Raw genomic sequence first — 23,529 nt, 5'->3', positions numbered from 1 at the left:
AAATCAGAGCGGATAGGTAATCCCCCCCCTAAAAATAAAAGAAACGATATGGCGCAACTTAAAGAACAAAAATTGACACTTTTTGTCACTTAGTTACATAAATTTACTTATGTATTATCTAAAACTTTTAATCTCTTAAATAATCTATTGATTTATCAAGAAATAATTAGATAATATACATTGGCACACTTTGTGCAGATTAAACAATTAGCTTACAAAGCTTATAACTAAATTAACAACATTTGTGGAGAATGTTATGAATACAATCCAGAAAGGCTTTACGCTCATCGAACTTATGATTGTCGTCGCTATTATCGGTATTTTGGCTGCGATTGCGATTCCGCAATACCAAAACTACATTGCTAAATCTCAAGTGAGCCGTGTAATGTCTGAAACTGGTGCAGTTAAAACAGCTATTGAAACATGTATGATGGAAGGTGTTGCGGAAGCTGATTGTGAAATTGGTTGGACAAACAGTAACTTATTAGGTGCGATTCCTACAGCTAAGCTACAAACAGGTTTAACTGCAGAATATGTACTTACTAACGCAGGTACTGCGAAAATTGAAGCAACATTTGGCGGTAGTGCTGCTACTGCAGTTCGCACTAAGACATTAACATGGTCACGTAACGGTAATGGTGTTTGGTCTTGTACTACAACTGTAGATGCAAAGTATAAGCCAGCTGGTTGTACTGGTTCTGGTTCTGGTTCTGGTTCTGGTTCTGGTTCTGGTTCTGGTACCTAATTAGTAGTCTTATATACTAATTAAAACACCTCTCAATTTGGGAGGTGTTTTTATAGAAAAAGATATTTATGTTTGCTTTCCTCATACCAGATTTATATTTTTTATTTAAAGATTGGAATTTTTATTTTTTCTTTTTAAGCGTATTTTTTTTAATTTATATTTTATCAATCACTAAAACCACAAAATATTTATTTATCACGCTTCCTATACTTATATTAATTCCTTTATATATTTATTATATTTCAATTTATCATGTTTCTATTAACGAACAGGTACTTAGTGTTGTTTTAGAAACAGATTTTCAAGAAGCATGGCATTTTATTGGTTATAAAATTTATTTATATATTTTTATCTTTATTTTATGGTGTATATGGTGTGCGTATAGTGTACATCGACATTATAAAAAGCCTCTCGTCTGGAGACACCGTAGTCGTTGGTGGTTTCTTATTGCTGGAAGTATATATGTAGTGTTTTCATATACGATTAATGCGGAAGTTGCAAACCAGATAGATCAAACGTTTGAGAGTCAGCAAGATAATTTCCTAGTCGATGAAAAGAATTTCTTTGTTCAAGAGGTTAAAAGAACATATCCTTTAGGTTTTTTTATTTCTGTCTATGACCTAATGAAAGAACAAAGAAAAATTAATAGTGCTTTTGAGCAAAATAAGAATTTTAAATTTTTTGCTCAGCAACATATCAAGACAAAGCAAAAACAACTTTATATTTTAGTGATTGGTGAAACCAGCCGTAGAAAAAACTGGCAATTAAATGGCTATGCTAGACCAACTAATCCAAAATTAAGCCAGCAAAATAATTTAGTGAATTTTTCAGATATGTTATCCATTTCTAGTGCAACACGTAGTTCTATTCCGATGATACTGACTCGAAAACCAGCAGAACACGTTTATAAATTTACTTTTGCAGAAAAGTCAGTCATTTCGGCATTTAAAGAAGCTGGTTTTAAAACTTATTGGTTATCTACACAGCAGCGGTTTGGTTCATTTGATACCAGTACCTCAGTATATGCTAAGGAAGCAGATCAAATTATTTTCTTGAATAAGGCAAATTATACCGATGCAGGAGAAAAAGATGATGTATTGATTCCAGTTCTGGATAAAATTGTTCAGTCTAATGAGCAAAAACAATTTATTGTGATTCATACGTTAGGGAGTCATTATAACTATCTACATCGTTATCCAGAAGAGTTTAATGTTTTTACACCATCATTAAATAGTTTAGCAAAATATAGTTTACAAGATAAAAAATATAAAGCTGAATTGACAAATAGCTATGATAATTCACTTGTATTTACAGATTATGTTTTAAATGAGTTTATTGAGATATTAAAACGACAGAAAAATACAGCATCTTTTTTATTGTACACATCAGATCATGGTGAAGATTTATTTGATAATGGCTGTGATAAAAGTGGTCATGGGTTGGAAACAAAATATAATTTTGAGATTGCCAGTTTTGCATGGTATTCAGACCAGTTTTTTAAAAATTATGTCGATAAAGTAAAGATCTTAAATGAAAATAAAGATCGAAAATTGAATCAGACAGCAATATTTCCAACATTGGTAGATGCTGCGAATATAGCAATTCCAGAATATGGTAAGGATAGAAGTATATTACAACGCTTTCAGAATTATCCTAGAGTGGTTCTTGGAGGTAAAAATTATGATACGGCAAAATATGAAGGTATGTGTAAGGAAATAAAATGAATCAAACACAGCAAACGATGCTCTCAAGTTTAGCTGCCATATTTTTTATTTCAGGGTTTAGTGCCTTGATTTATTAGATTTGTTGGCAACGCTTACTATTTACAGGTTTTGGTATTGATTTAACCTCAATTACAGTGATTGTCTCTGTATTTATGGCAGGTTTGGGGATTGGTGGGCAGAGTAAAACTTGAAGTGCGACATAAACCACCTAATTAATTTAAAGGGTTTATGGAGTATATAAAATTGTCATACCATCATCTTAACTTTGAAGATCGTACTGCATTAATGCTTGAGTCAAGAAAAGAAGGCTTTTCAGCCAGAAAATTTGCTGAACTCATTAAAAGACATCCTAGTACGATCTATCGTGAGCTTAAAAGAAATAGCATCAATGACGTTTATCAAGCTCAATATGCTTCTGATAACACCTTCGCTAGACGTAGACGTGGTCACAGAAAACTCAAAATCGATTCAATCCTCTGGAAATTTATTGTTGAAGCGATCCGTTGTTTATGGTCTCCTCAGCAAATAGCAAAGCGTTTAAAGACATTTCCTGATTTGGATCAAACAATGAATGTAAGCCATACAACGATTTATTCAACGATACGAGCATTACCAAAGGGTGAGTTGAAAAAAGACTTATTATCCTGTCTGCGTCATGAAAATAAAAAGCGAAAAGCTAACGGTGAACCTAAAAAAGATTCTATATTACAGGATATTAAAACTATTCATGAGCGCCCAGCCGAAGTTCAAGAAAGAAAAATACCGGGTCATTGGGAAGCTGATTTAATTAAAGGTAAAGACAATAAAAGTTCGATAGCAACACTTATTGAACGAAATACACGGCTCTGTATCTTGGCAACATTACCTGATGCAAAGGCAGAATCAGTGCGCAAGGCTTTAACTGAAGCTCTGAAATATTTACCTGCAGAACTGCGTAAAACGTTGACCTATGACCGTGGACGCGAGATGGCAGAACATAAAATACTTGAAGAAGATTTAGGCATAGATGTATATTTCTGTGACCCACATTCACCCTGGCAAAAAGGCACATGCGAAAATATGAATGGTTTAATTAGGCAATATTTACCTAAAGGGATTGATTTAAATCAGGCAGATCAGCATTATTTAAATCAAGTTGCCATGTCACTGAATACTCGTCCTAGAAAAGCGTTAGATTGGCTTACACCATTAGAGAAATTTGCTCAGCTTGTTGATTATCATAAGACTTTTCAAACTGTCGCACCTCATGTTTGAATTCGCCGTGCTTTTTTTGGTGGTCGTATTGCAGATAAATTTAACTCAAATATTATTATTATTTTTTGTTTGGTCGAGTTAGGAATAGGAGTATTTGGTTTTTTTAGTTCATTTTTAATTCATACCGTACAAAATTTATTTATTCATGCCAATTTAGGATTGTTGGCAGTGGTAACATTTATCTTATTAATTTTTCCAACTTTTTTAATGGGCATGACTTTGCCTTTATTGACTAGTTTTTTTAATCATTTTATTGAAAATATTGGGAAATCTATTGGGATGTTATATTTTTATAATACATTAGGTGCTGCTTTCGGCTCTTTGGCAACAGGGTTTATATTGTTTAACTACATGACACTTTCAGAAACAATTTATTTAGCTGCAATACTCAATGTAACTATTTCAGTTTTAGTTTTCAGTTTATATGGTAGAAAAAAATATGAAAAATAATTATCTGATTTATTTAATTTCATTTTTTAGTGGTTTTTTGAGTCTAGCACAAGAAATTATTTGGATGCGCCTAATTTCTTTTGCTGGAATGTCTGTGCCACAAACATTTTCTTATACTTTGGCATTTTTTTTACTTGGGATTGCTGTTGGCGCACAAATTGGTAAATCTATTTGTAGTAAGAATGTTGTTTCAATTAATACACTAGGTCATATTTTTATTCTTATTGCTGTTGTTGATTTGATATTAATTGGACTGGTCTATTGGTATCTAAACATATTGGGAATATCTATTTTATTTTTGGGTTTGTGTGTTTTTGTTTGTGCAAGCATTAGAGGAATTGTATTCCCATTAATCCACCATGTAGGTACAGAACAGGTTAAAGCAGGAGCGCAAATATCTAATGTTTATTTTTCAAATGTATTTGGAAGTGCATTAGCTCCTATTTTGATTGGTTTTATTATCTTAGATTATTTTAATACCCAACAGACTTATTTTTTGATTTGTTTTTTAACATTAGTTATAGGTTTTCTGTGTTTGAATGCAGGTACAGTAAAAAGGGTTGTTGTTGTATTGGGGGTAGGTGTCTTAGTTTTAGTTGGAGTTTCTGAGCGAATTATCCTTGAGTTATCAAAAGGACGTTGGGATGAAGGAAAATATCCTAGCCAGATTTTTGAAAATAAATATGGTTTTATTCAAGTTTATGACGATGAGGTTATATTTGGGGCAAATGTATATGATGGTAAATTCAATACCGATATTTTTAAAAATACCAATGGTATTGAGCGCGCTTATTTGCTTACAGCAATACATCCAAATGCAGAAAATATTCTCGTAATAGGGTTAAGTACTGGTTCGTGGGTAAAAGTACTCAGTACAATGCCAAATGTAAAGAAAATTACAGTGATTGAAATTAATCCAGCATATATTGATTTAATTAAACAACATCCAATTGTTTCTAATTTATTGAGAGATGGTCGTATAGAGTTTATTTTTGATGATGGTAGAAAATGGATACAAAAAAATCAAGATAAAAAATTTGATATTGTATTAATGAATACAACATGGCACTGGCGTGCGTACGTTAGTAATTTATTAAGTAAGGACTTTTTTAGTTTTGTAAGTCATTCTTTAAGTGATACTGGCGTGATTTATTATAATACAACAGAATCCTTAGATGCCTATTATACGGCAAAAAAAGTATTTCCGTATGTGTATAAATATAGATTTATGATATTGGCTTCGCATGAAAAACAAACATTGGATTTTGATAGTGTACAAAAAAATTTATGTAATTTGAGAGATTATCTAACACAGAAAAATGTTTTCTTGGGGCAAGAATGTATCCTTGCGACAAATGAAATAATGAAAAATCCATTATTATCCTATAAGGAGATTGATTTTTCTAGTTTGGGTCGCAAACCTGAAGTCATTACTGATGATAACATGATTGTAGAATTTAAATATGGAAAAGGGTTGTAAATATGGGAGGAAAACTATTCTCTAAGATTAAATTTAAAGATATTTTATTTATTATATTTTTAATAATGGGAGTAGTTACCACAACTCACTTTTATTTAATAGATCGAGTCGGCTTCTGGCGTTTGGTTTATCCAGTGCAGGCACAATTTGCGATATGGAGTATTGATTGCGATCAAGAGGATACACCTACTTGGATGCAAGATAGTTTAAAATATATTATAAAAAATCAAAAAAATTTGACCAATCAAATTGCTTATGTGAATAAGCAGCAAAAACTGTACACCTGTCAAAGTGGTTGGCAAAAAACCGCAGTATTTTCTGAGAAAATCACCGCAGATACACGTTTTCGCTATGCCAGCATGACTAAAATAGTCACTAACCACGCTATATTGCATTTAATAGCACACAATAAAATTCAACTCAATGACCCGCTGATTCGTTATTTACCACAATTACAAAATAAGCCAATGAAAGACCCACGTATACAGCAGATAACGATTGCAGACTTGTTACAACAGCGTTCAGGCTTTGACCGCCTAAAAAGTGAAGATATAGTTTTTGCTAATAATAAAAAACCATGGTGTCCAACTCAGTTGGATGCTATAAGCACGATTAAGCTCGACCATGAGCCAAATACAAAATATACTTATGATAATCGCAATACTTGCTTACTAGGTGTGGTTATAGAGCAAATAACGGGACAGCCATATCAAGAATATATACAGCAACATTATCCACTAAAACAACACAATATGAAATTTAGTCATGGTACTTATTATCCAGATGAAGTGCGTTATGACTTTAGAAATAATGATTTTTGGATGGAAAGTGATGATAACTCTTTTGACTTCCATGCGATTGCTTCTTCAGCAGGATTGACAGGTAGTGCCAAAGCCTTAGCCCAAACCATATATCCAATGCTTGCGCAGCCTTATCCAAATATTTTGGATATTGCTCCTGATAATTTAGCAAATTGTCATTTGAACGAGTTTAAAAGCTGTAATGGCTATGCGATGTGGCACTATCAAAAAGATAAAAATCATCCAAAAATGTATTTTAGAAATGGTGGCTTACCTGCAACGACTTCTCTTGCTATGGTGACTAGCAAAAATGAAGTCGTAATATGGGTAAGTAATGGCGCAACATTGTATAGTGAAAATTACGATCAAAATTTTTTAGAAAAATATTTTTATCATATTTTACAGTGACATTTTGGTAATTATTTTGCCAAATTTGTCACTTTATATGCTTTCTTAGTAATACTCATTTTCTCAATATTTTGATTTTAATATATTTTTTATTGGCACGCTTTTTGCTTTCTTAAAAATAAATAGAGGGAAGAGCGATGCATAAAGAAAAAGGTTTTACTTTGATTGAGTTGATGATAGTTGTGGCGATTATTGGAGTTCTCGCTGCAATTGCTATTCCTATGTATCAAAACTATGTAGCAAAAAGTCAGCTTACTGTCGCATTGGCAGAGTTGGAGGGTGCCAAGACACAATATGAGCTTATCGTAAGTAATGGTTCTGCTTCTGGGAGTGCGGACTATACTGTGCCAAATATGTTTTTTGCAGGGTTGCAATCCAATCTATGTATTTATGCTGTGAATCCGCCAAATGCTACGGGAGATGCAGCACAAGCACTGGTATGTAAATTAAACCATGTCGCTGCTATATTAAAGAATGAATCTCTATATTTAAATAGAAGCGCAAGCGGAACATGGTCTTGTACAACTTCTGTAGGTATTGATAATAAGTTTAAGCCTACTGTTTGCATTTAATTTTTGTATAATTAGGGTGTGTTGACACTTTTAGCTTAAAAAATAGCGAAGTAGTAAAATCAAATCGCCAAACCCAATTTTACTATTCGCTATGCCTCGTACCATGCTGACAGATCAACACTGGCAAAAGTTGAAAACTATTTTGCGTAATTTATCTATTCATCACAACTCAAACTTACGTAATTTTATTGAAGCTATTCTCTATAGAATTAGAACAGGCTGTCCGTGGCGAGATATTCCTTCCTATTTCGGTCAATCAAACTCTATTTTCAAACGTTTTAATCGTTGGTCAAGCAGCGGTAAGTTGCTTAGATTATTCAAATTATTAGCATCATGCCCCGATATGGAGTGGATTTTTATTGATGGCTCTCACGTACGTGCTCATCAACATTCTGCCGGTATAGCGAATCAATCCATTTCTAAAAGTGTAGGAGGAAACTCCTCAAAAATACATTTGATTGTTGATGCAAATGGCAATCCTGTTGATTTCATGATGACCGATGGAACCACACATGACGTCAAAGTTGCACCTGATTTAATATCAACATTAGACTTAAAAGAGACAAAAGTGGTCTGCGCAGATAAAGGCTATGATTCAGAACCACTGCGTGAACAGATCAGAAAAACAGGGACAAAAGCGAATATACCAAAGAAAATAAATAGCCAATCGAACAATGATCATATGGACTGGTATTTATATAAAATCAGGCATTTAGTTGAAAATATGTTTTGTAGATTAAAGCAATTTAGAGGAATAGCTACCCGATATGACAAGCTCAAAAGAAATTATCAAAGTGCTGTTGCCTTAGCCTGTATATTTTTATGGCTACCTTTATAGGTTTAATTATGAACAGTAAATGTCAACAGACCCTATATAAATTCTAATCGGTCATAAAAATGCCAAAGCGTATAAAATTTTTTCTTAATCATATTTCTATATCTATTTTTCTTGCACTAGTTGCAATAGTAATGGTCTTTTTTATTTGGTATCCATCCCCACTAGCCACTGCTGTCGGGGTGACGCATATCTTTTTGATGCTACTGGCTATCGATGTCATTATTGGACCTGTGCTTGGCTTTATCGTTTATAAAGAAGGTAAAAAAACACTTAAATTTGACTTGAGTGTGATTATTTTAATTCAAATCGCAGCTTTATGTTATGGCATATTTAGCATTGAACAAGGTCGTCCTGCATGGTTGGTTTATAATGTAGATCGTTTTGAATTGGTTAGAAAAAATGAATTGGTTGATAGTAATATTCAGCAAGCACAGCCACAATTCCAAAAGCCTTCATGGTTTAAACCACAATATGTCGCCACTGAATTTGCCAAAGATACGCAACAACGCAATGATGAAATGTTTGCAGAAGTCTTAGGTGGTATTTCCATTGCACAGCGCCCAGAACGCTATGTAGAGTTCACTCAAGCTAAAAACCAAATCCAACAACGTACATTGCCGCTTGTAGAGTTGGAACAGTACAATTCAAAAACTGAAGTTGAAAAAATTTTAGCAAAATATCCAAATGCAAATGCTTGGTTACCTTTAAAAGCCAATGCAGTAGATATGGTGGTTTTAGTTAATAAAGAATCTGCAACTATCATCAAAATAGTAGATTTAAGACCATGGAGTTAATCAAACGTTTGCATTAAGCACAATTTTATAAACGAAAAAATAATTTAATAATACACTTGGAGAAATTAAACAATGAATTCCAGCAATTATATTGGACTAACAGAAGTAGACTTAGATCAGCCAATTTATCGAATTTTTTCACTTGAACGTTTTTTTCAAGTTTTGGACAAAAAACAGCTAACCCTAGTTAAACCACATCTTTGGGATGACCCTTTTGAAAATGTACTCTTAAAAAGTGAATTTAAAACAGCATCTAACGAAACAGCAGTCTTTGAGGCACATGATTCTGTTTATGGTCAATGCTGGACTCAACATGCTGAATCAGATGCCATGTGGCGCATTTACTCACCGCATAAAAATGGCGTGCGACTACAAACCACACCTAGAAAACTATTAGCTGCATTACAAACTAACATACATGAGCATTCTGAACTTTATTGTTTTATTGGAAAAGTTATCTACGCTGCCAACGAAAATCATCTTAAAGAATTCCTACAAGAAATTAACTTAACCGCTACTGATGGTACAGGTATAGCCCAATCACTACTATATAAGCGCAAAGAATTTGAGCATGAGCAAGAAATCCGCTTAATTTATTCAGGTTCTGATGGAAAATGTCCAAACAATATATTTAATTTTTCAATTGAACCTAATACACTTTTTGACAGTGTTATGTTTGACCCAAGAATAGACGAAAGCCTACGAAAAGCATGTACTGCTGCAATACAAAATTTAAGCTGTAATATAAAAACAGAAAAATCCAATTTATATGATCTACCAAATGGTTTTAGCTTTAACTTGCATTAATTTGTGTGAATCATACGCTTTAATAGCCAGACTTAAGTACCCTACCCCAACGACTGGGTGAAAGATGATATTGAACAACGAGATATCGCCATACAAAATCGTCTAATTTCATTTTTAAAGAGCATTTATCAATAAAAAATTAAAATCAAATAGCCACTAAATTACCAAATTTAGTGGCTATCTCAATTATAAAGTTCGGACACTTTGCCTCAACTCAAAATTTTCGCTCAACAGCGAATTAAACTTTTCCAACAGTCTCTCATAATCCTCCTGAAGTTTCTCATAATCAGTTTTAACCGCCTTGGTCTTGCTTTTGGCTTTTTCAACCCGCTGTGTAGGCGAAAGTATATTTTGCCCCACTAGCTGTGCAGCTTGCTCAATCGCCACAATTAATGCAGCATGGCGGCTCTTCTTAATAGAGCCGCGTTTACGCCCTGCTTCAAGTGCTACCGTATCATTATTAATGGCAGAGCCTTTTGGTAGAACCTCTGGTTTGTTGGCTTTTAAACGTTCTAAAGCAGCGTAATAATCATTAAGTGCGCTCATAGCTTAAACCTCAATATTAATCGTCTTAATTTTTTGAATCATTTTGTTTAAAGCCAAAATATCACTGTCCATTTGCCCGTACAGCAAGCTATTTGGGGTTTGTGTATCTCGCACTCGTTGTAGTCGCTGAACTGCTTTTTGCATTTTTTCAGCACTCCCAGCATCAAACACAGCATGAGCACAACTCAAGCAACTGGTAATAGCCGTAAAAGAAATTTTTTCGCAAGAATCTGGGTTGGTACAAGCACCAAAAAGACTTGGTTTATACGCAATTTCTCCCTTTTTCATTCGCTTAATCGTTTCTTCACGATTTGGAAATACCTTGATTAATTGCTCACGTTCTTTTTGTAACTGCAAATATGTACCTGCCCCACCCAGCAAACGACTAGAACTGTTAATTACACCATCATCAAATTGTGCATAAGAATGTACCAGTCGCTGATACTCAAGCTCTTGAATAAATTCCTTTTGGCTCTCACTGGCCAAAATATTCGGCGCAAAGACTGAGTTCTCTCGATAATATAGCGTCATCGCTTCAGTTAAATGCTTATATTGCACCGACAAAGCCCCTAGCCCAATAACGCCTGAACGTGCACCATAGACCGCCAAAGAACGTCTGAATTGATGGGTGCAAATATTCCAATATTGACCCATTTGACAGTCTTTTTCTTCTCGCCAGTTGCGGAAGCCATCGAATGCTTCCAGTTCGGCTATATCGCTTTCAGTAATTCGTAGTTCATCTCCCAACTTTTCTAAAAGATGCTGACGATAATTATTAAAATTAGTCTCTGTGCGAGTCGGTGCACCTTCATAATTAGAAATAAAATCCATTTCGTGCTCAATATTTCGATTATTTTTATGCTGAGGTTTTGGTAAATATCTTGTTGGAAATAAGGGATATTCACGAGGATTAGAAAAATCGTAATGTGGATTGAGCAAAGCATAAATCTCACCAATGCTTTGTGCAGCATTCACTCCGATTTGAATATCTTCAAAGCTGATCCAATAGGTGGATTTATTACCACCACGATGCAACTTGGAGGTATAGCCCATGAGTACATGCACAAGATGCTCATTGCTCTTAACCGTTTGATAGCAGTCATAAGACAGTTGATTGACTTCGTTGTCCCGCATGCCTGTAAATAGATGAATCCAAAGTTTGGCCATGCCTTGAATTATCGTGATATAACGGGTCAGATTGGCATGTTTTCTAATCTGATGATTTTCAAAAAGCTGAGTTAAACCCAGCAAATCACGAGCATCGTTGAAACTTATTGCTCGTTTAGCACGTCTAAACTCCACAGGCATCAGGGCAAAATTAGCATCCTGCTGAATACGCTGAAACCATTGCAATAAGGCAGGTGCATTTTGATTAAACTCATTCAATTGATCTGCTAAAGCATTAATTAAAACGATATAAAGCCGTGAAGGAATAAGCTTGGTTTGTGGGCCGACTTTATTTGACTGCAACCTGAGTTGAGCCGCTAACTTCGCTAAATGCTCAACGGTTGATAGGTACTAAAAGCAGGGATTAATGAGGGGTACTGCTGTTGCAGGGTAAAACAATCCGTTAAAAATGCTTTGATGCACAAGGCAGTTGAATAACTCACGCCAGCATAAGCATCATTAACTTTCGATAGATAAGCGCCATCAGCAAATAACTGCTGTAACGTACAACCATTCTTGTATGCAAGTCGTGCAAACTGACGCAATGCAAGATGACGCTGCTTAATACTTTTAATGATCGACTTACCCGTTTTAACGTACAATAACGCAAAGATGATTTTTTTCATTTCTGCACGTATTTGACAGAAGAGAAAGTCGTTCTCTTCTGCATTCTCAAGCCATGTATTAAAATTTAATCGACAATGGCACTTCGGTAAATAGGGTGAAAGATCCCAAACATTGTCTGCATAAACCGATAATGTTGCACCACTTTTCATTCGAGACAATACAAAAGAGGCAGGAACAGCCAACTGATGATTCTGTAAATTATACTCATCGGGTAAAAACTGCTCAGCAACACCAGTGGCGTACAAATACGAATTAAATGAACTCATGATATCCACCCCAAATCAAGTAATAATTCAAAATGATTGAGCCAATAGGCATCTAAATCGCCGCTTTCTACTTCTTCTTGAATTGAAAAAATACGGTCACGCAAATTTTCATAAGTATTTGATAAATCGTTGAGTACTTCATCAATTCGATGTAAAATCACACCGAATTGTGACTCCCATTTAATCAAATCCGTAGCTTTTTGCTTAACGTAACCGAGCAAACTTTTCAGTGATAAAAGCTTGCGTACATCTTCATCGTCAGCGTGGACTGCATAGTATTGACAGAATAGGCAATACTCAAATTGCTGACAGTTTGGAGCTGGGGCTTGTTCGGTAAAGCCTAAAGCTTTTTCAGGCTGAGGCGTTGCTGTCACACATGCACCAACGGGTAGGGTCTCAACATCAACAGGCTCATCTAGCGTTTGCACTGCAATACGTTCAACTGTTCGTGTTTTCGCAACGGCAACGCCCCGCAACTCATGAAAGAATTTTGAAATTTGCTGACTCGCATCTTTAAATGAAGTTCGACTGTAATTCTTGCGAGCTGTATCGAGTGAATGCCCCATTTTTTCAGCTTCGAGCAAGAGATCACCATCGCTCAATTCAACATATTGGCTGCTGACATGCTTCCGCCACTGTTGTGGTGTAATCCAAACCATTTTGGGAAAAATGCGCTGAAAAAACTTTTTAATTAATTGTAATCTGCCGTAGCTGACAGGTCTCAACTGTTGAATTTCGTTGCGTAATGGAAAGATGAAATCACACGGTTCATCTTGAATATACCATTCACGAAGTTCTAAAATTTTCCTAAAAATTGGCTCAAATTGCACCCCAAATTCAGGTTGAACTTCTTTCCCGCCAGCACGGCTTTTTGTACCTGAGAAACGTCGACCTTGGGTGGATGGCAGGACTTCCATCGTATCAAGTTGTAACTGCTGGGCTGTGTCTAAATTGGCCCCAGTTTGTGCGATAAAGAGCAACATGCCGATGACAAGACCATATGAAGCAAGTCTTTCACGCTCTATGTGTCGCTTATCCTCATTACGTTGCTGCAATTTATACAGGGCTTCATTACGATTTTCACGTAAGCGCTTTCTATATTCACTATCCTCAACAAGACCAAAATCAGCTAGCATTTTGGAAAAAGCTGGAATAATCGGATATTTGGCTAAGTAACTCTGCATATCAAACTGGATATGCTGTTTTTCAGTTTGATGATGAAAGCCCGAGTAAAAATAGAAGCCTTCTTCATTCACAGATTGAAAATGTGCAGGAAAATCCGCTTCTTGTATCACAATACGATGGATTTCAAGAAATACATTCAACAAAGTTGCATAAGTTTTTTGATGATCTTCTTCCGCAATTGGTAAAACAGGAACATCATAACGCTGAGACTGTACTTGCATCGCTTGACTTGCAATATCAACTTCATGACAGTCAAATACATATGCTATTAATTTGGCTGCATTACGCTGATATTGCTTTGCTGTATGTGCAGCCAAACTTTCCTCTTCAGTATCAGCAAGCAAAGTGCGATCAACTAAATATTTACTGTAACGACGATAAGCATCTATCACACTGGCTTTATTCGATAAATCAAAATTTTTCTTTTGACTATCGATCCAGTCCAAAAAAGCTTTACTTGTGAAGTAAAACAATCCTTTTGATAAATCTGATCCGCTCATTTGCAGCAAATAGTCCGTTAAACACTGTAAAAAATAACGTCTTTTTTCATCAAAAGATGCAGATAACTGCTGTTCTGACAAAGCTTCGCCTGATATTCTTTTGCGATAAAATAATGTTCCAATATCTAGTGTTTTAAAACCAAAAGAAGCTGTTTTATCTTTACAGACTAGAACAAGTCGCTCATGTTCATTAATCTGTTTGTTAATATCAGTTATATGTACGAACAATAGATCGAGAGTGAAATTCATGACAATTCTCCTACTAAGTTTGCAGAAGACATCACATACTTCATCAAGCTAGACTCATACTCATGCTGAATTTTACTACGCCACTGTAACCGTGATTTATAATTCAGATATTGCAAAGTCGTACTGATGTTGCTATGACCCATCCTGGCTTGCACATATTCCACTGCTGTCATAGCTGAGTGCCCTTCAGGCAGATGTTGCAACTGACTTTCAAGCAAATTCATACCAAAACTGGCGCGTAAGTCATGGAATTTGAAGCTTTGAAATTGCGGATCAATCAAGCGGATTTCTGGCAATAACACCACTTTTAAATAACTACGTACTGCTTCCCCTGCATACAGTTTAAGTTTTGAGCTAAACGAGTCAGAGGCTTTGATTTTCTCTGTCAATTCCTGCTGTTCGGCTTTACTGGTGTAGAAAGGTGTGCCAAGCTTAGTGAGAAACACATAATTTTCATCCGAGTCGCCATAGTTTGACTTTTTCCTACGCTGACGTGCTTGCTCACTATTGATGTAAATTTTAAGGTCTTGTACTAACCAATTTGGAATTAACAGCGTCATTGGCTTTTGAAATTTAGTATCAACACCTGTTCCTGCTCCAACAGGCAAACGAATAAAACCATGACTATCAAGCTCACAACCAATTAAGTTTTTGATTCGTAAAGTACAAATCGTTTGTAAACGCGCACCTGTGAATAATGCTAGATAGAACATCAACTGATATTCTCGTGATGATTTTTGCAGTACTTTTAATATGATTGTTTGTTCTTCAACCGTAAGTGGACTTAACTCTCCACCATCTACAATCACTTCAGAATTATGAGCTTTAGCGGGCACATGAATTGCAAGATCATGCGACTTGATTGCCATTTTTCTACGTGCACCAAATTCATTATCCACGGCAATGTATTTGTAGACATCTTGAAATGGAAGCCCGTAGTGTTGATGATCAACCAAGTCTTCTGTAACGAGAAATCGGTAAAAATTCACAACGGCATTAATTCGACTACGTGCCGAACTAACTGAAATTAAACCTGCATTCACCTGTTCTATAAGACGAGTACGATATTTAAAAATCGCATTCAACTGTTTTAGTTTATGAAATTTCAAACAGTCCAGCTGTTCATCTTCTAAAAAGCGCTGAAAATCAACAAGCTGATGAGCAATAGATGCAAATGTTTTAAAATCATACTGTATTGTTTGCTCAAGTTTCTTCAGTAAATACAGATTAAAAACTTCAGAAGGGCTGCCATCTCCCTGAATAATCACGGGGAATTCGAGGTAAGCATCACCATATTTTTCGAACTCTGCATCATTTAAACAACGGGTTGTCTTAACCAATGTCAATAATTGAAATTTTTTAATAGTCACGACTTTGGCTTTAGACTGGTAGCGTAACTGACCATTTTTAAGTTTAGTGCTCATTTGAGCCTCCTGTTTATTAAAAAACAGGCAAAAAGCAACCTTGAGATAGGATTGACAAAAATGCCCCTATTCATCAAAATACAAATGTCTGATCAGCAATGAAGACATTAATAAGAGCTCATGTTCCCGCATGGGCTTTTATACTTTTTGCCGAAGATGAATTAATATTTCACAAATTAATAAAACCCCTTTAGATGTAACATTTAATCTAAATTAATTGAAATCGTTGACCTTTCTTAAAAAATAAATAATTAATTCAAGTCACTTCTATCTTCCTTTTTAATACGTTCAAGTTCAGTTAACACATATGAATTCATCGACTGATGTCTTTTCTTGGCCATTTTCTTTATCCAAAAAATTAATTCTTCAGGTAACCGTAAATTCAGTTGTTTGGTTATTTGCATAGAACCACCTCCCAATTCCATGTAGTATGAAATACATACTATCTTGTCTTTTTTGCATAGTATGCTTTTAATACTATATGCGCAATACCTTTTTTTGCATCATAATCATACTATTCAAAAAATTTGTTATTTGTGATCTTCATGAAAAAAAAAGAGATACAGTTCAATCTTCGTATTCCAGAAGATTTAAAAGCGAAAATTGATGAAGGGGCAAAGTTGAAACAGCGTTCCGTTCATGCTGAAATCATGTCTCGTTTATATGACTCTTTTGTCATGGATAACAATATTCACCTAGAAGCAGCTAAAGTTATAGAAAGTTATCTGCAGGCTAGAACGCCTACAGAACGAAAAAAAGTGGTAGCTGAACGTTTAAATTTTGTATTAAGTGAATTGAAAAAAATTCATCATTTCAGAGATTTTACAATTGCTGAATTAGCTTTTGAAATTAATGAAGATACGGCTGATGAGGCTGAAGCATGGTTTAGAGCAGAATTAGAACCCACCTTCGGACAGTTGGAAAAAATAGCACAACATACGTCAGTGAACCCAAACTGGTTACTCTTTGGTAAACAGACACCATATGATATTCAGCACATACGTTTAAATGAATATTTAGATCAAGATATAAAGCTGCTTTTAGGTTCAGACCCTAGTAATGAATATTTATCTGCATCAAAAGTGAAAGAAATAAAATTTATTCGCGAATTATCAGAAACAGGGCAGTTAATTATTCTTAAAATTTATGAAAATTACGCAGTTGAGACTTTTTATCCCCCATATCATATCAGTGACTTAAATGGAGTTGGTGGATATAATTCATTGTTATATTTCTGTTTATTTACCAAAGTACTATTGCGATATTATAAATCTAAGGTGAATGTATATAGTCATCTGCTTTCAGAAGAGCAGTTTAAACTTATTTTGACTGGAACAGTTCATCCCTTAACAATTGCAGAAAAATTACATCATATTCCTTGGGTTGATGATTTAGCGGATAAACTCCCAAATAAGAATTTAGATTATTGGGATGGTTTTGATACGTTAAGAGCAAGAATACTACGAGACTTTGCAGCGAAAGAATTCATTCAGGAAATTTGGAATGATCCTGAGTTGCATTTAAAGCATCCTATTGAGTTTTAAAAAAGGGATGACATTTTACTAAGCACCATCCCTTTTTCTAGGCTCATTGGTATATTCAAATAAATCTTGCATATTACAATTAAAATATTCACATAAGGTATCAGCGACTGAAAGTTCAATTCGTACTGCACGATCATAGTAAAGACTTGTTAGCGTATTACGATTGATACCAGTCGCCTGAGCCACCTCACTTAACTTTAAAATTTTTCGCTCACCCATCAAAGTTGATAGCCTACATCTAATCATAACGACCTTTAAATTAAAAAATTAACCTACAGCAAGTCAATTCAACTTGATAAATCATCTTTAGGATGATAATTTAACCTACAGCAGGTTATTTTGTTTCCTAAACACAAATTAACTTTTCTAAATCTCATTATATAATTTTTTATGGAAGTTCAGCTATGAATAACTATTTTTCTCCAAAATTCTCTGTTTCAGAGGAAGTTCGTTCAACTGCTGTTGCACTGATCAAAGAGTTTAATATTGACCGTACATTTGATTTAGCTTTATTTCTGAATGTTAACCCCAATTTAAATGACCAAGATGCAACTTTAGCCTGGGTTAATTATTTTGAAAAAAATCAACATGATCTCAGTGACTTCAACTATGTTAGACGTCACTTCATGAAAAATTTTCCTAAAATCATGTTTGCAAATTTTAGCGAATAAAACAAACAAAGGGAGATATCAAATATCTCCCTTAATTTTTATAGCAATGTCTCTTATGGTAATCTCAACAAAAAGTAAAATTCAATTTAATTGGTTGTAAAAATATGGAATCATTTATAAAAGCAGGCCATATTGAGTCTTCAGTCATTGTTTTTGACGTATTTGGCACACTTGTGCAGATAGGGGAAAGACGTTCCCCATATAGAAAATTAATGAAATGGCTAAAAGAAAATGGGCGACAACCAAAACCTGATGATGCCAAATTTATTATGTCCCACAATTTAAATTTGGCAGAGCTTGCAAAGCGATTAGCAGTAAATATTCCAGAGCAATTTCTGCAAGAACTTGAGCATGATTTAGATGAAGAGTTACGCTCTATTAGACTGTATGAAGATACCTTATCAACTTTGGAAGAATTAAAAAAATTGGGATTCAGATTGGCATTATGCTCAAATTTAGCTATGCCATATGGAAAAGTTGTTTCTTCATTTTTACCTTCTCTTGATGCTTATGCTTGGAGTTATGAGGTTGGAGCAATTAAACCAGAGTCACAAATTTATCAATATTTAATTGATAAACTACAATGTCATACCAAAGACATTTTGTTCATTGGAGATACTCTTTTAGCTGATTACAGTGGTCCAACTGAATTTGGTATGTCAGCTCGTTTAATTGATCGTAAGAATGGGCAAAAACTGGCAGATGTTTTAGCTGATATCATTAAGTGACGAGTATTAGCTTAGGGCTAAAGAACAAATTATTGATAAAAATATGTATGATTCAAATAACTCAAATTAGTTTCGTTTCTCTAAATTTTTCATATAAGCCTCACATTTAGAGAGCATACCAAGATTATTTTTTAAAGTTGTATCCAATCCTACCATTGCATACACAATACTTTGAATCTCATGCTGCTGAGCAAATACTTGAATTGCAGGATGTAACTGTTCTGAACAACTTGCATCATTACTAAAGTATTTTAGCTTTTTGGCTTGAGCAAAATAAATTGCAGCAAACAATCGCCCATCTTCAAAAATAATAGCCGATGAAGCATCTAAACTTGTTCTAGACCTACCTTCATAATACAAAGCATCATCTGTTTTCAGTAAATAGGGGGCTGAGTAATTTTCGAAATTAGATTGAAATTTTGGATAATCGTGCTTTAACAACTTTTGAAGTTCTGTTTGGATTTTTTGATTTGACGCAATTTGAGATACTGATGAAATATCTGAATATTGAACTAAGTCTAACGCTTGTGCTTGAGTAGCTGTGGAAATAAGTAAAAGTAAAACAAGATAATATTTATTATTCATATCAAATTTATTATTTTTATGTCCATATTGACTTACTTATGGATTGTTCATTTTATATGGACACTTATGGAGTATCGATAAGGGTGAAACCCTTTTGTACTGTATTCATAACATTCTCCACAAATGTTTTTTGTTTATTTATAAGCCTAAAGAAAAAGCTCATTTAGCTTAATTTTATATTTAGCACTAAGCGTGCCAAGTTTTATTATAATAAAATTGAGAGAAAAAACAGCACTTTAAAAAAATATTTTTATTTTTGTAACTACTGTGTTTTATTTTGTGTAACTAACTGACAAAAATCGTCAGTTAGTTGACTAAAATCACCCTAGGATAATCGGTTTATTCCCTAATTCATTTTCTAAATCATCTATTTTTCGATCATAATACTGATCTAAGACCTCTCCAATATTCTTTACCCCTTCAATCACCCCTTGCTTAAACTGCTTTTGCTGTATCAACTGAATGATATACTGACAAATCTGATCCCAGACTTCTTGAGTAGTGGCCTGCTTGATGCCTCGATCAATCACAATCTCAACCTTATGTTCACACAGGTTTAAATACAACAGCACACCACTATTATATTCAGTATCCCAGACACCCAGCTCGGCAAAGAGTTGTCGAGCTCGACACAAAGTATCCTGATAATAGGCTGATCGTGCAGATAAGCATCCCTCGATTACGACCTGAATTTCTCCGACATGACCATGCTCTGCTTCTTCAACAGCTAGTGCAATCGCATGTTGATCCTGCTTGGAGAAAAAACGCTTGGTTGCTGGCATATAAAAGAAATGCTTGAACCATCGCTTAAAACTCGGCTGTGCATATTCTTCCAGCTTCGGTTGTGTGACAATTTCTGTTGTATCTGTAGTTGTTACCATGAGCCTGATGCTCCTCCCCCACCAAAACCGCCACCGCCACCGCCGAAGCCGCCGCCGCCAAAACCACCTCGACCGCTACCGCCGCCTCGGCCGCCACCGGCTAAAAAGGCATGTAATATCAGCTGGGCTATAGAAGTTATCAATAAAAAGAAAATACCTGTACCAATCATTAAACTTGCAAGCAAACCCATGCCATTGACCAGACCGGTAGCTGTACCTGCAACTGCGGCAGTCGCAGCGCTCAGTTTTCTGCCGAAAATCATCGAAGCAACCACACCTGCGATGATGATAAAAATCACAGTACCAAAAGTTGCTTGAGAAGCTTGCTGGGCTTTATAAGCCTGTTCCTGACGCTCTTTCAGTTCATCCGCGGCCTGTGCCGCAATTTCTGGATCGAGATTTAAAATCCGTTCTATTTCAGCCAGTCCTGAATCAATCCCCTGAGCATACTGCCCTTGCTTAAAATATGGCGTGATCTTGTCATTGATAATCCGCCCTGCCACAATATCAGGCAATACGCCTTCCAGACCATAACCGGTCAAAATCTGAATGCGGCGATCATTGATGGCAATGGTCATCAATAAACCATTATCACGTTTAGCCGAGCCAAGCTGCCAGGCCTCAGCGACACGCATAGAGTAATCAAAAATATCTTCCTGCCCTGTGGTTGGAACAATGACCACACCTATTTGCCCTTTGCCTTCATTATAAAGTTTCAGAATACGCTGATTGAGTTGCTGTTTTTCAGTGGGACTGAGTAAATTTGCCTGATCAATGACCGGTTCGTTCAGACTTGGTAAGTCCCGCTGCAACTGCCCTTCTGTCATATCATTGGCAATTTGTGGCTGCGACGCTGCTGTAGCCCCAGTTTCTTGAACTGGAGTATTTTGACCAGTTTTAGGCTGTAAGATTTCACGCGCCACGATGACTTCTTCAGTATCCGTAGCTGTGGCTGTTTCTGCTGAAGCAGGTGTTGTTAGCCCCATACCCAATATGAGGAGCAACCCAGCACAGTATTTCAGCAGTATTTCAGGCATCTGATCTCTCACTTATCTACAGATATTACTTATTCAAAAGACACCGTTGGAGCTTTCTGAGCACTTTGCTCGGCACTGAAGTTTGGTTTGGTATCCATACCAATTACTTTTGCCGTCATGACCTGCGGGAACTGACGTGCGTAGCTATTAAAGTCCTGAACTGTGGTGATATAACGATTACGTGCCACAGCAATCCTATTTTCTGTACCTTCCAGCTGCACCTGTAAATCACGGAACTGCTGATTGGCTTTCAGGTCTGGATAGTTTTCAGTGACCGCCAATAAACGTGACAAAGCACTGGTCATTTGCGACTGTGCTTCCTGATAACGCTGGAATAATTCAGGATTTTCCAGTACTTCCTGATCGACTTTGAGGCCTGCTACATTGGCACGTGCCTGAGTGACTTCTGTGAGCACCTGCTCTTCGTGCGCGGCATAACCTTTTACGACATTCACCAGATTTGGCACCAGATCGGCACGACGCTGATACTGGTTCTGAACTTCAGACCAGGCTGCCGTTACTGCTTCATCTTTGACTTGCAAGGTGTTATAGCCACAGCCACTCAGTGTTAAGGTACTGACCAGCATCAAAGCTATGAGAGATTGTTTTAATACACGCATGATGTCTTGTCCTCAATTCTTTATTGATATTTATATAATTAATTTGATTTTAAACAGTATTTTCTAAAGTTTTGTTACTTTTTATAATCTTTTTAATGCGTCCTATTTTAAGTTTGGAAATAATTAAAGATTAAAAAACCCGCCGTAGCGGGTTCCTTAAATGATTACAGTGAATTTTCAACTGTTAAACATCCAGATAATCCAGAATCCCTTCAGCTGCCTGACGGCCTTCCCAGATTGCAGTCACTACAAGATCCGAACCGCGCACCATATCACCGCCAGCGAAGATTTTTGGATTCGAGGTCTGGAATTTGTATTGCTGCTGCTCAGCGGCAACGACACGACCTGAACCATCCAGATTGATTTCCACATCGGTGAACCAGTCAGCTGGGCTGGTGCGGAAACCGAAAGCAAGTAGGACTGCATCCGCCGGCAGAATTTCTTCTGAACCCGGAATTGGTTCTGGGCTACGGCGACCGCGGCTGTCCGGCTCACCCAGCTGAGTAGTAATAAATTTCACACCGGTCACTTTACCATTTTCACCAACAACTTCGATCGGCTGACGGTTAAACTGGAAATTCACCCCTTCTTCACGCGCATTTTGCACTTCACGGCGTGACCCCGGCATATTTTCTTCATCACGACGATACGCACAGACGACTGACTCGGCACCTTGACGGATCGAAGTACGATTACAGTCCATAGCGGTATCACCACCGCCTAAAACAATGACTTTCTTGCCTTCAACACTGATATATTCAGACGGATCTTTTTCCCAGCCCTGACAACGATTGACATTCGCAATCAGGAAATCCAGTGCATCATACACACCATCCAGATCTTCACCGGCAAAACCACCTTTCATGTAGGTATAGGTTCCCATACCCATAAATACCGCATCATAATCGGCAAGTAACTGGTCGATGGTCACATCTGTGCCAATTTCAGTATTCAAACGAAATTCCACCCCCATACCGGTGAAAATTTCACGGCGGCGCTTCATTACGTCTTTTTCCATTTTGAATTCTGGAATACCGAAAGTCAGCAAACCACCAATTTCTGGACGTTTGTCAAAAACTACAGGCTTTACCCCGTTACGTACCAGAATATCCGCACAGCCAAGTCCTGCAGGACCTGCACCAATGATCGCAACTTTTTTGTCTGTCCATTTCACATTGGACATATCTGGACGCCAGCCCAAAGCAAAAGCTGTATCGTTGATATATTTTTCTGCATTCCCGATCGTCACCGCACCAAAACCGTCGTTCAGGGTACACGCCCCTTCACACAGACGGTCTTGCGGACAGACACGGCCACAGACTTCCGGTAAAGTATTGGTCTGATGACACAGTTCAGCCGCCTGAAACAGACGTCCTTCAGACACCAGTTTTAACCAGTTTGGAATGTAGTTATGTACCGGACATTTCCACTCACAGTACGGGTTACCACAGCCTAGGCAGCGATGCGTCTGATTGGCTGCAATTTCCGCTGTATAAGGCTTATAAATTTCCACAAATTCTGCTTTGCGGACATCAATCTCTTTTTTCTCTGGATCTTGGCGTGCGACATCCAGGAATTGAAAGTCATTATTCAGGCGTTCTGCCATGTCTCTCTCCGTGGGTAGATG

Annotated in this window: 23 protein-coding genes and 1 pseudogene; 13 read left to right on the top strand and 11 right to left on the bottom strand. The window is 36.3% G+C overall.

Translation table 11 applies throughout. The features are described 5' to 3' along the window. The first annotated feature begins 265 nt into the window (after positions 1–265). The 10 genes from F893_RS01995 to F893_RS01950 all read left to right on the top strand — a co-directional run bounded on the left by F893_RS01995 (position 266) and on the right by F893_RS01950 (position 9,872). Positions 266–745 carry a pilin gene (locus F893_RS01995; protein WP_415867345.1) on the top strand — a complete coding sequence of 160 codons (480 nt, stop codon included), beginning with the start codon at positions 266–268 and terminating at the stop codon, positions 743–745. Positions 746–813: 68 nt separating this feature from the next. Next, positions 814–2,469: a phosphoethanolamine transferase family protein gene (locus F893_RS01990; protein ID WP_005249772.1), complete on the top strand. Its 1,656-nt coding sequence runs from the start codon at positions 814–816 to the stop codon at positions 2,467–2,469. A gap of 285 nt (positions 2,470–2,754) precedes the next feature. Further along, a complete protein-coding gene (locus tag F893_RS01985; protein WP_081398964.1) occupies positions 2,755–3,723 on the top strand; it encodes an IS30 family transposase in 969 nt (322 codons plus the stop codon). A gap of 69 nt (positions 3,724–3,792) precedes the next feature. After that, positions 3,793–4,173 carry a spermidine synthase family protein gene (locus F893_RS17145; RefSeq protein WP_005249770.1) on the top strand — a complete coding sequence of 127 codons (381 nt, stop codon included), beginning with the start codon at positions 3,793–3,795 and terminating at the stop codon, positions 4,171–4,173. Next, a complete protein-coding gene (locus tag F893_RS01975) occupies positions 4,163–5,653 on the top strand; it encodes a spermine/spermidine synthase domain-containing protein (protein ID WP_034435702.1) in 1,491 nt (496 codons plus the stop codon). Before F893_RS17145 ends, F893_RS01975 begins: the two co-directional genes overlap by 11 nt. Before the next feature lie 2 nt (positions 5,654–5,655). Continuing rightward, entirely contained in the window at positions 5,656–6,861 is a 1,206-nt protein-coding gene (locus tag F893_RS01970; protein WP_005249768.1) for a serine hydrolase domain-containing protein, read from the top strand. A 137-nt stretch (positions 6,862–6,998) separates the two neighbouring features. Then, entirely contained in the window at positions 6,999–7,433 is a 435-nt protein-coding gene (locus F893_RS01965; protein WP_005249766.1) for a pilin, read from the top strand. Positions 7,434–7,524: 91 nt separating this feature from the next. Continuing rightward, positions 7,525–8,271 carry an IS5 family transposase gene (locus F893_RS01960; protein ID WP_005249763.1) on the top strand — a complete coding sequence of 249 codons (747 nt, stop codon included), beginning with the start codon at positions 7,525–7,527 and terminating at the stop codon, positions 8,269–8,271. Positions 8,272–8,330: 59 nt separating this feature from the next. Then, positions 8,331–9,065 (top strand): TfpX/TfpZ family type IV pilin accessory protein, encoded by a 735-nt coding sequence (gene tfpZ / locus F893_RS01955; protein WP_034435700.1) that lies wholly within the window; start codon positions 8,331–8,333, stop codon positions 9,063–9,065. A gap of 72 nt (positions 9,066–9,137) precedes the next feature. Further along, on the top strand, positions 9,138–9,872 hold the full coding sequence (locus F893_RS01950; protein WP_005249759.1) for a DUF2971 domain-containing protein: 735 nt from the start codon (positions 9,138–9,140) through the stop codon (positions 9,870–9,872). A gap of 186 nt (positions 9,873–10,058) precedes the next feature. On the opposite strand, the gene F893_RS01945 is transcribed toward F893_RS01950, so the two are convergent. The 5 genes and pseudogenes from F893_RS01945 to F893_RS01925 all read right to left on the bottom strand — a co-directional run bounded on the left by F893_RS01945 (position 10,059) and on the right by F893_RS01925 (position 16,240). Continuing rightward, positions 10,059–10,418 (bottom strand): hypothetical protein, encoded by a 360-nt coding sequence (locus F893_RS01945; protein ID WP_005249757.1) that lies wholly within the window; start codon positions 10,416–10,418, stop codon positions 10,059–10,061. Positions 10,419–10,421: 3 nt separating this feature from the next. Next, positions 10,422–12,478, bottom strand: a pseudogene (locus tag F893_RS01940) (hypothetical protein). Next, positions 12,475–14,412, bottom strand: a complete 1,938-nt coding sequence (locus tag F893_RS01935; RefSeq protein WP_005249753.1) for a hypothetical protein — start codon at positions 14,410–14,412, stop codon at positions 12,475–12,477. Before F893_RS01935 ends, F893_RS01940 begins: the two are co-directional and overlap by 4 nt. After that, positions 14,409–15,836: a tyrosine-type recombinase/integrase gene (locus F893_RS01930; protein ID WP_005249752.1), complete on the bottom strand. Its 1,428-nt coding sequence runs from the start codon at positions 15,834–15,836 to the stop codon at positions 14,409–14,411. Before F893_RS01930 ends, F893_RS01935 begins: the two co-directional genes overlap by 4 nt. 251 nt (positions 15,837–16,087) lie before the next feature. Beyond that, complete coding sequence (locus F893_RS01925; RefSeq protein ID WP_005249751.1) at positions 16,088–16,240, bottom strand: Arc family DNA-binding protein; 153 nt, start codon at positions 16,238–16,240, stop codon at positions 16,088–16,090. Between the two features lie 141 nt (positions 16,241–16,381). Here F893_RS01925 and F893_RS01920 point away from each other — a divergent pair, with 141 nt between their 5' ends. Continuing rightward, positions 16,382–17,380, top strand: a complete 999-nt coding sequence (locus F893_RS01920; protein ID WP_005249750.1) for an Arc family DNA-binding protein — start codon at positions 16,382–16,384, stop codon at positions 17,378–17,380. 18 nt (positions 17,381–17,398) lie between these two features. Here the strand turns inward: F893_RS01920 and F893_RS01915 are convergent, their stop codons facing one another. Further along, positions 17,399–17,626 (bottom strand): helix-turn-helix domain-containing protein, encoded by a 228-nt coding sequence (locus F893_RS01915; protein ID WP_005249749.1) that lies wholly within the window; start codon positions 17,624–17,626, stop codon positions 17,399–17,401. A 158-nt stretch (positions 17,627–17,784) separates the two neighbouring features. Between F893_RS01915 and F893_RS01910 the strand changes: the two genes are divergently transcribed. Together F893_RS01910 and F893_RS01905 are read left to right on the top strand one after the other, a co-directional pair. After that, a complete protein-coding gene (locus F893_RS01910; RefSeq protein ID WP_004974487.1) occupies positions 17,785–18,051 on the top strand; it encodes a hypothetical protein in 267 nt (88 codons plus the stop codon). A gap of 104 nt (positions 18,052–18,155) precedes the next feature. Then, entirely contained in the window at positions 18,156–18,779 is a 624-nt protein-coding gene (locus F893_RS01905; protein WP_005249748.1) for an HAD family hydrolase, read from the top strand. Positions 18,780–18,845: 66 nt separating this feature from the next. Here F893_RS01905 and F893_RS01900 read toward each other — a convergent pair whose 3' ends face one another. The 5 genes from F893_RS01900 to F893_RS01880 all read right to left on the bottom strand — a co-directional run bounded on the left by F893_RS01900 (position 18,846) and on the right by F893_RS01880 (position 23,508). Further along, complete coding sequence (locus F893_RS01900) at positions 18,846–19,364, bottom strand: hypothetical protein (protein ID WP_005249747.1); 519 nt, start codon at positions 19,362–19,364, stop codon at positions 18,846–18,848. Between the two features lie 320 nt (positions 19,365–19,684). Further along, positions 19,685–20,245 carry a TPM domain-containing protein gene (locus tag F893_RS01895; protein ID WP_005249745.1) on the bottom strand — a complete coding sequence of 187 codons (561 nt, stop codon included), beginning with the start codon at positions 20,243–20,245 and terminating at the stop codon, positions 19,685–19,687. Further along, complete coding sequence (locus F893_RS01890) at positions 20,239–21,282, bottom strand: TPM domain-containing protein (RefSeq protein WP_005249744.1); 1,044 nt, start codon at positions 21,280–21,282, stop codon at positions 20,239–20,241. The genes F893_RS01895 and F893_RS01890 overlap by 7 nt, the downstream gene beginning before the upstream one ends. A 29-nt stretch (positions 21,283–21,311) precedes the next feature. Continuing rightward, on the bottom strand, positions 21,312–21,902 hold the full coding sequence (locus F893_RS01885; protein WP_005249743.1) for a LemA family protein: 591 nt from the start codon (positions 21,900–21,902) through the stop codon (positions 21,312–21,314). A gap of 184 nt (positions 21,903–22,086) precedes the next feature. Continuing rightward, positions 22,087–23,508 carry an FAD-dependent oxidoreductase gene (locus F893_RS01880; RefSeq protein WP_005249742.1) on the bottom strand — a complete coding sequence of 474 codons (1,422 nt, stop codon included), beginning with the start codon at positions 23,506–23,508 and terminating at the stop codon, positions 22,087–22,089. Between the last annotated feature and the right edge of the window lie 21 nt (positions 23,509–23,529).

It is taken from the genome of Acinetobacter sp. CIP 102136 (assembly GCF_000369685.1).
In the GTDB taxonomy this organism is placed as follows: Bacteria; Pseudomonadota; Gammaproteobacteria; order Pseudomonadales; family Moraxellaceae; genus Acinetobacter; species Acinetobacter fasciculus.
The sequence above is the reverse complement of the archived record's forward strand: the minus strand, read 5'-3'. Positions and strand labels throughout refer to the sequence as shown.

Bases quoted from the DNA above. Each gene is read 5' to 3' on its own strand.
- F893_RS01985 (WP_081398964.1), top strand. From the start codon at position 2,755: ATGCTTGAGTCAAGAAAAGAAGGCTTTTCAGCCAGAAAATTTGCTGAA.
- F893_RS01880 (WP_005249742.1), bottom strand. From the start codon at position 23,508: ATGGCAGAACGCCTGAATAATGACTTTCAATTCCTGGATGTCGCACGC.
- F893_RS01895 (WP_005249745.1), bottom strand. From the start codon at position 20,245: ATGGTAACAACTACAGATACAACAGAAATTGTCACACAACCGAAGCTG.
- F893_RS01990 (WP_005249772.1), top strand. From the start codon at position 814: ATGTTTGCTTTCCTCATACCAGATTTATATTTTTTATTTAAAGATTGG.
- F893_RS01910 (WP_004974487.1), top strand. From the start codon at position 17,785: ATGAATAACTATTTTTCTCCAAAATTCTCTGTTTCAGAGGAAGTTCGT.
- F893_RS01935 (WP_005249753.1), bottom strand. From the start codon at position 14,412: ATGAATTTCACTCTCGATCTATTGTTCGTACATATAACTGATATTAAC.
- F893_RS01920 (WP_005249750.1), top strand. From the start codon at position 16,382: ATGAAAAAAAAAGAGATACAGTTCAATCTTCGTATTCCAGAAGATTTA.
- F893_RS01900 (WP_005249747.1), bottom strand. From the start codon at position 19,364: ATGAATAATAAATATTATCTTGTTTTACTTTTACTTATTTCCACAGCT.
- F893_RS01890 (WP_005249744.1), bottom strand. From the start codon at position 21,282: ATGCCTGAAATACTGCTGAAATACTGTGCTGGGTTGCTCCTCATATTG.
- F893_RS01960 (WP_005249763.1), top strand. From the start codon at position 7,525: ATGCCTCGTACCATGCTGACAGATCAACACTGGCAAAAGTTGAAAACT.
- F893_RS01925 (WP_005249751.1), bottom strand. From the start codon at position 16,240: ATGCAAATAACCAAACAACTGAATTTACGGTTACCTGAAGAATTAATT.
- F893_RS01970 (WP_005249768.1), top strand. From the start codon at position 5,656: ATGGGAGGAAAACTATTCTCTAAGATTAAATTTAAAGATATTTTATTT.
- F893_RS01965 (WP_005249766.1), top strand. From the start codon at position 6,999: ATGCATAAAGAAAAAGGTTTTACTTTGATTGAGTTGATGATAGTTGTG.
- tfpZ (WP_034435700.1), top strand. From the start codon at position 8,331: ATGCCAAAGCGTATAAAATTTTTTCTTAATCATATTTCTATATCTATT.
- F893_RS01975 (WP_034435702.1), top strand. From the start codon at position 4,163: ATGAAAAATAATTATCTGATTTATTTAATTTCATTTTTTAGTGGTTTT.
- F893_RS01945 (WP_005249757.1), bottom strand. From the start codon at position 10,418: ATGAGCGCACTTAATGATTATTACGCTGCTTTAGAACGTTTAAAAGCC.
- F893_RS01885 (WP_005249743.1), bottom strand. From the start codon at position 21,902: ATGCGTGTATTAAAACAATCTCTCATAGCTTTGATGCTGGTCAGTACC.
- F893_RS01905 (WP_005249748.1), top strand. From the start codon at position 18,156: ATGGAATCATTTATAAAAGCAGGCCATATTGAGTCTTCAGTCATTGTT.
- F893_RS01950 (WP_005249759.1), top strand. From the start codon at position 9,138: ATGAATTCCAGCAATTATATTGGACTAACAGAAGTAGACTTAGATCAG.
- F893_RS01930 (WP_005249752.1), bottom strand. From the start codon at position 15,836: ATGAGCACTAAACTTAAAAATGGTCAGTTACGCTACCAGTCTAAAGCC.
- F893_RS01915 (WP_005249749.1), bottom strand. From the start codon at position 17,626: ATGATTAGATGTAGGCTATCAACTTTGATGGGTGAGCGAAAAATTTTA.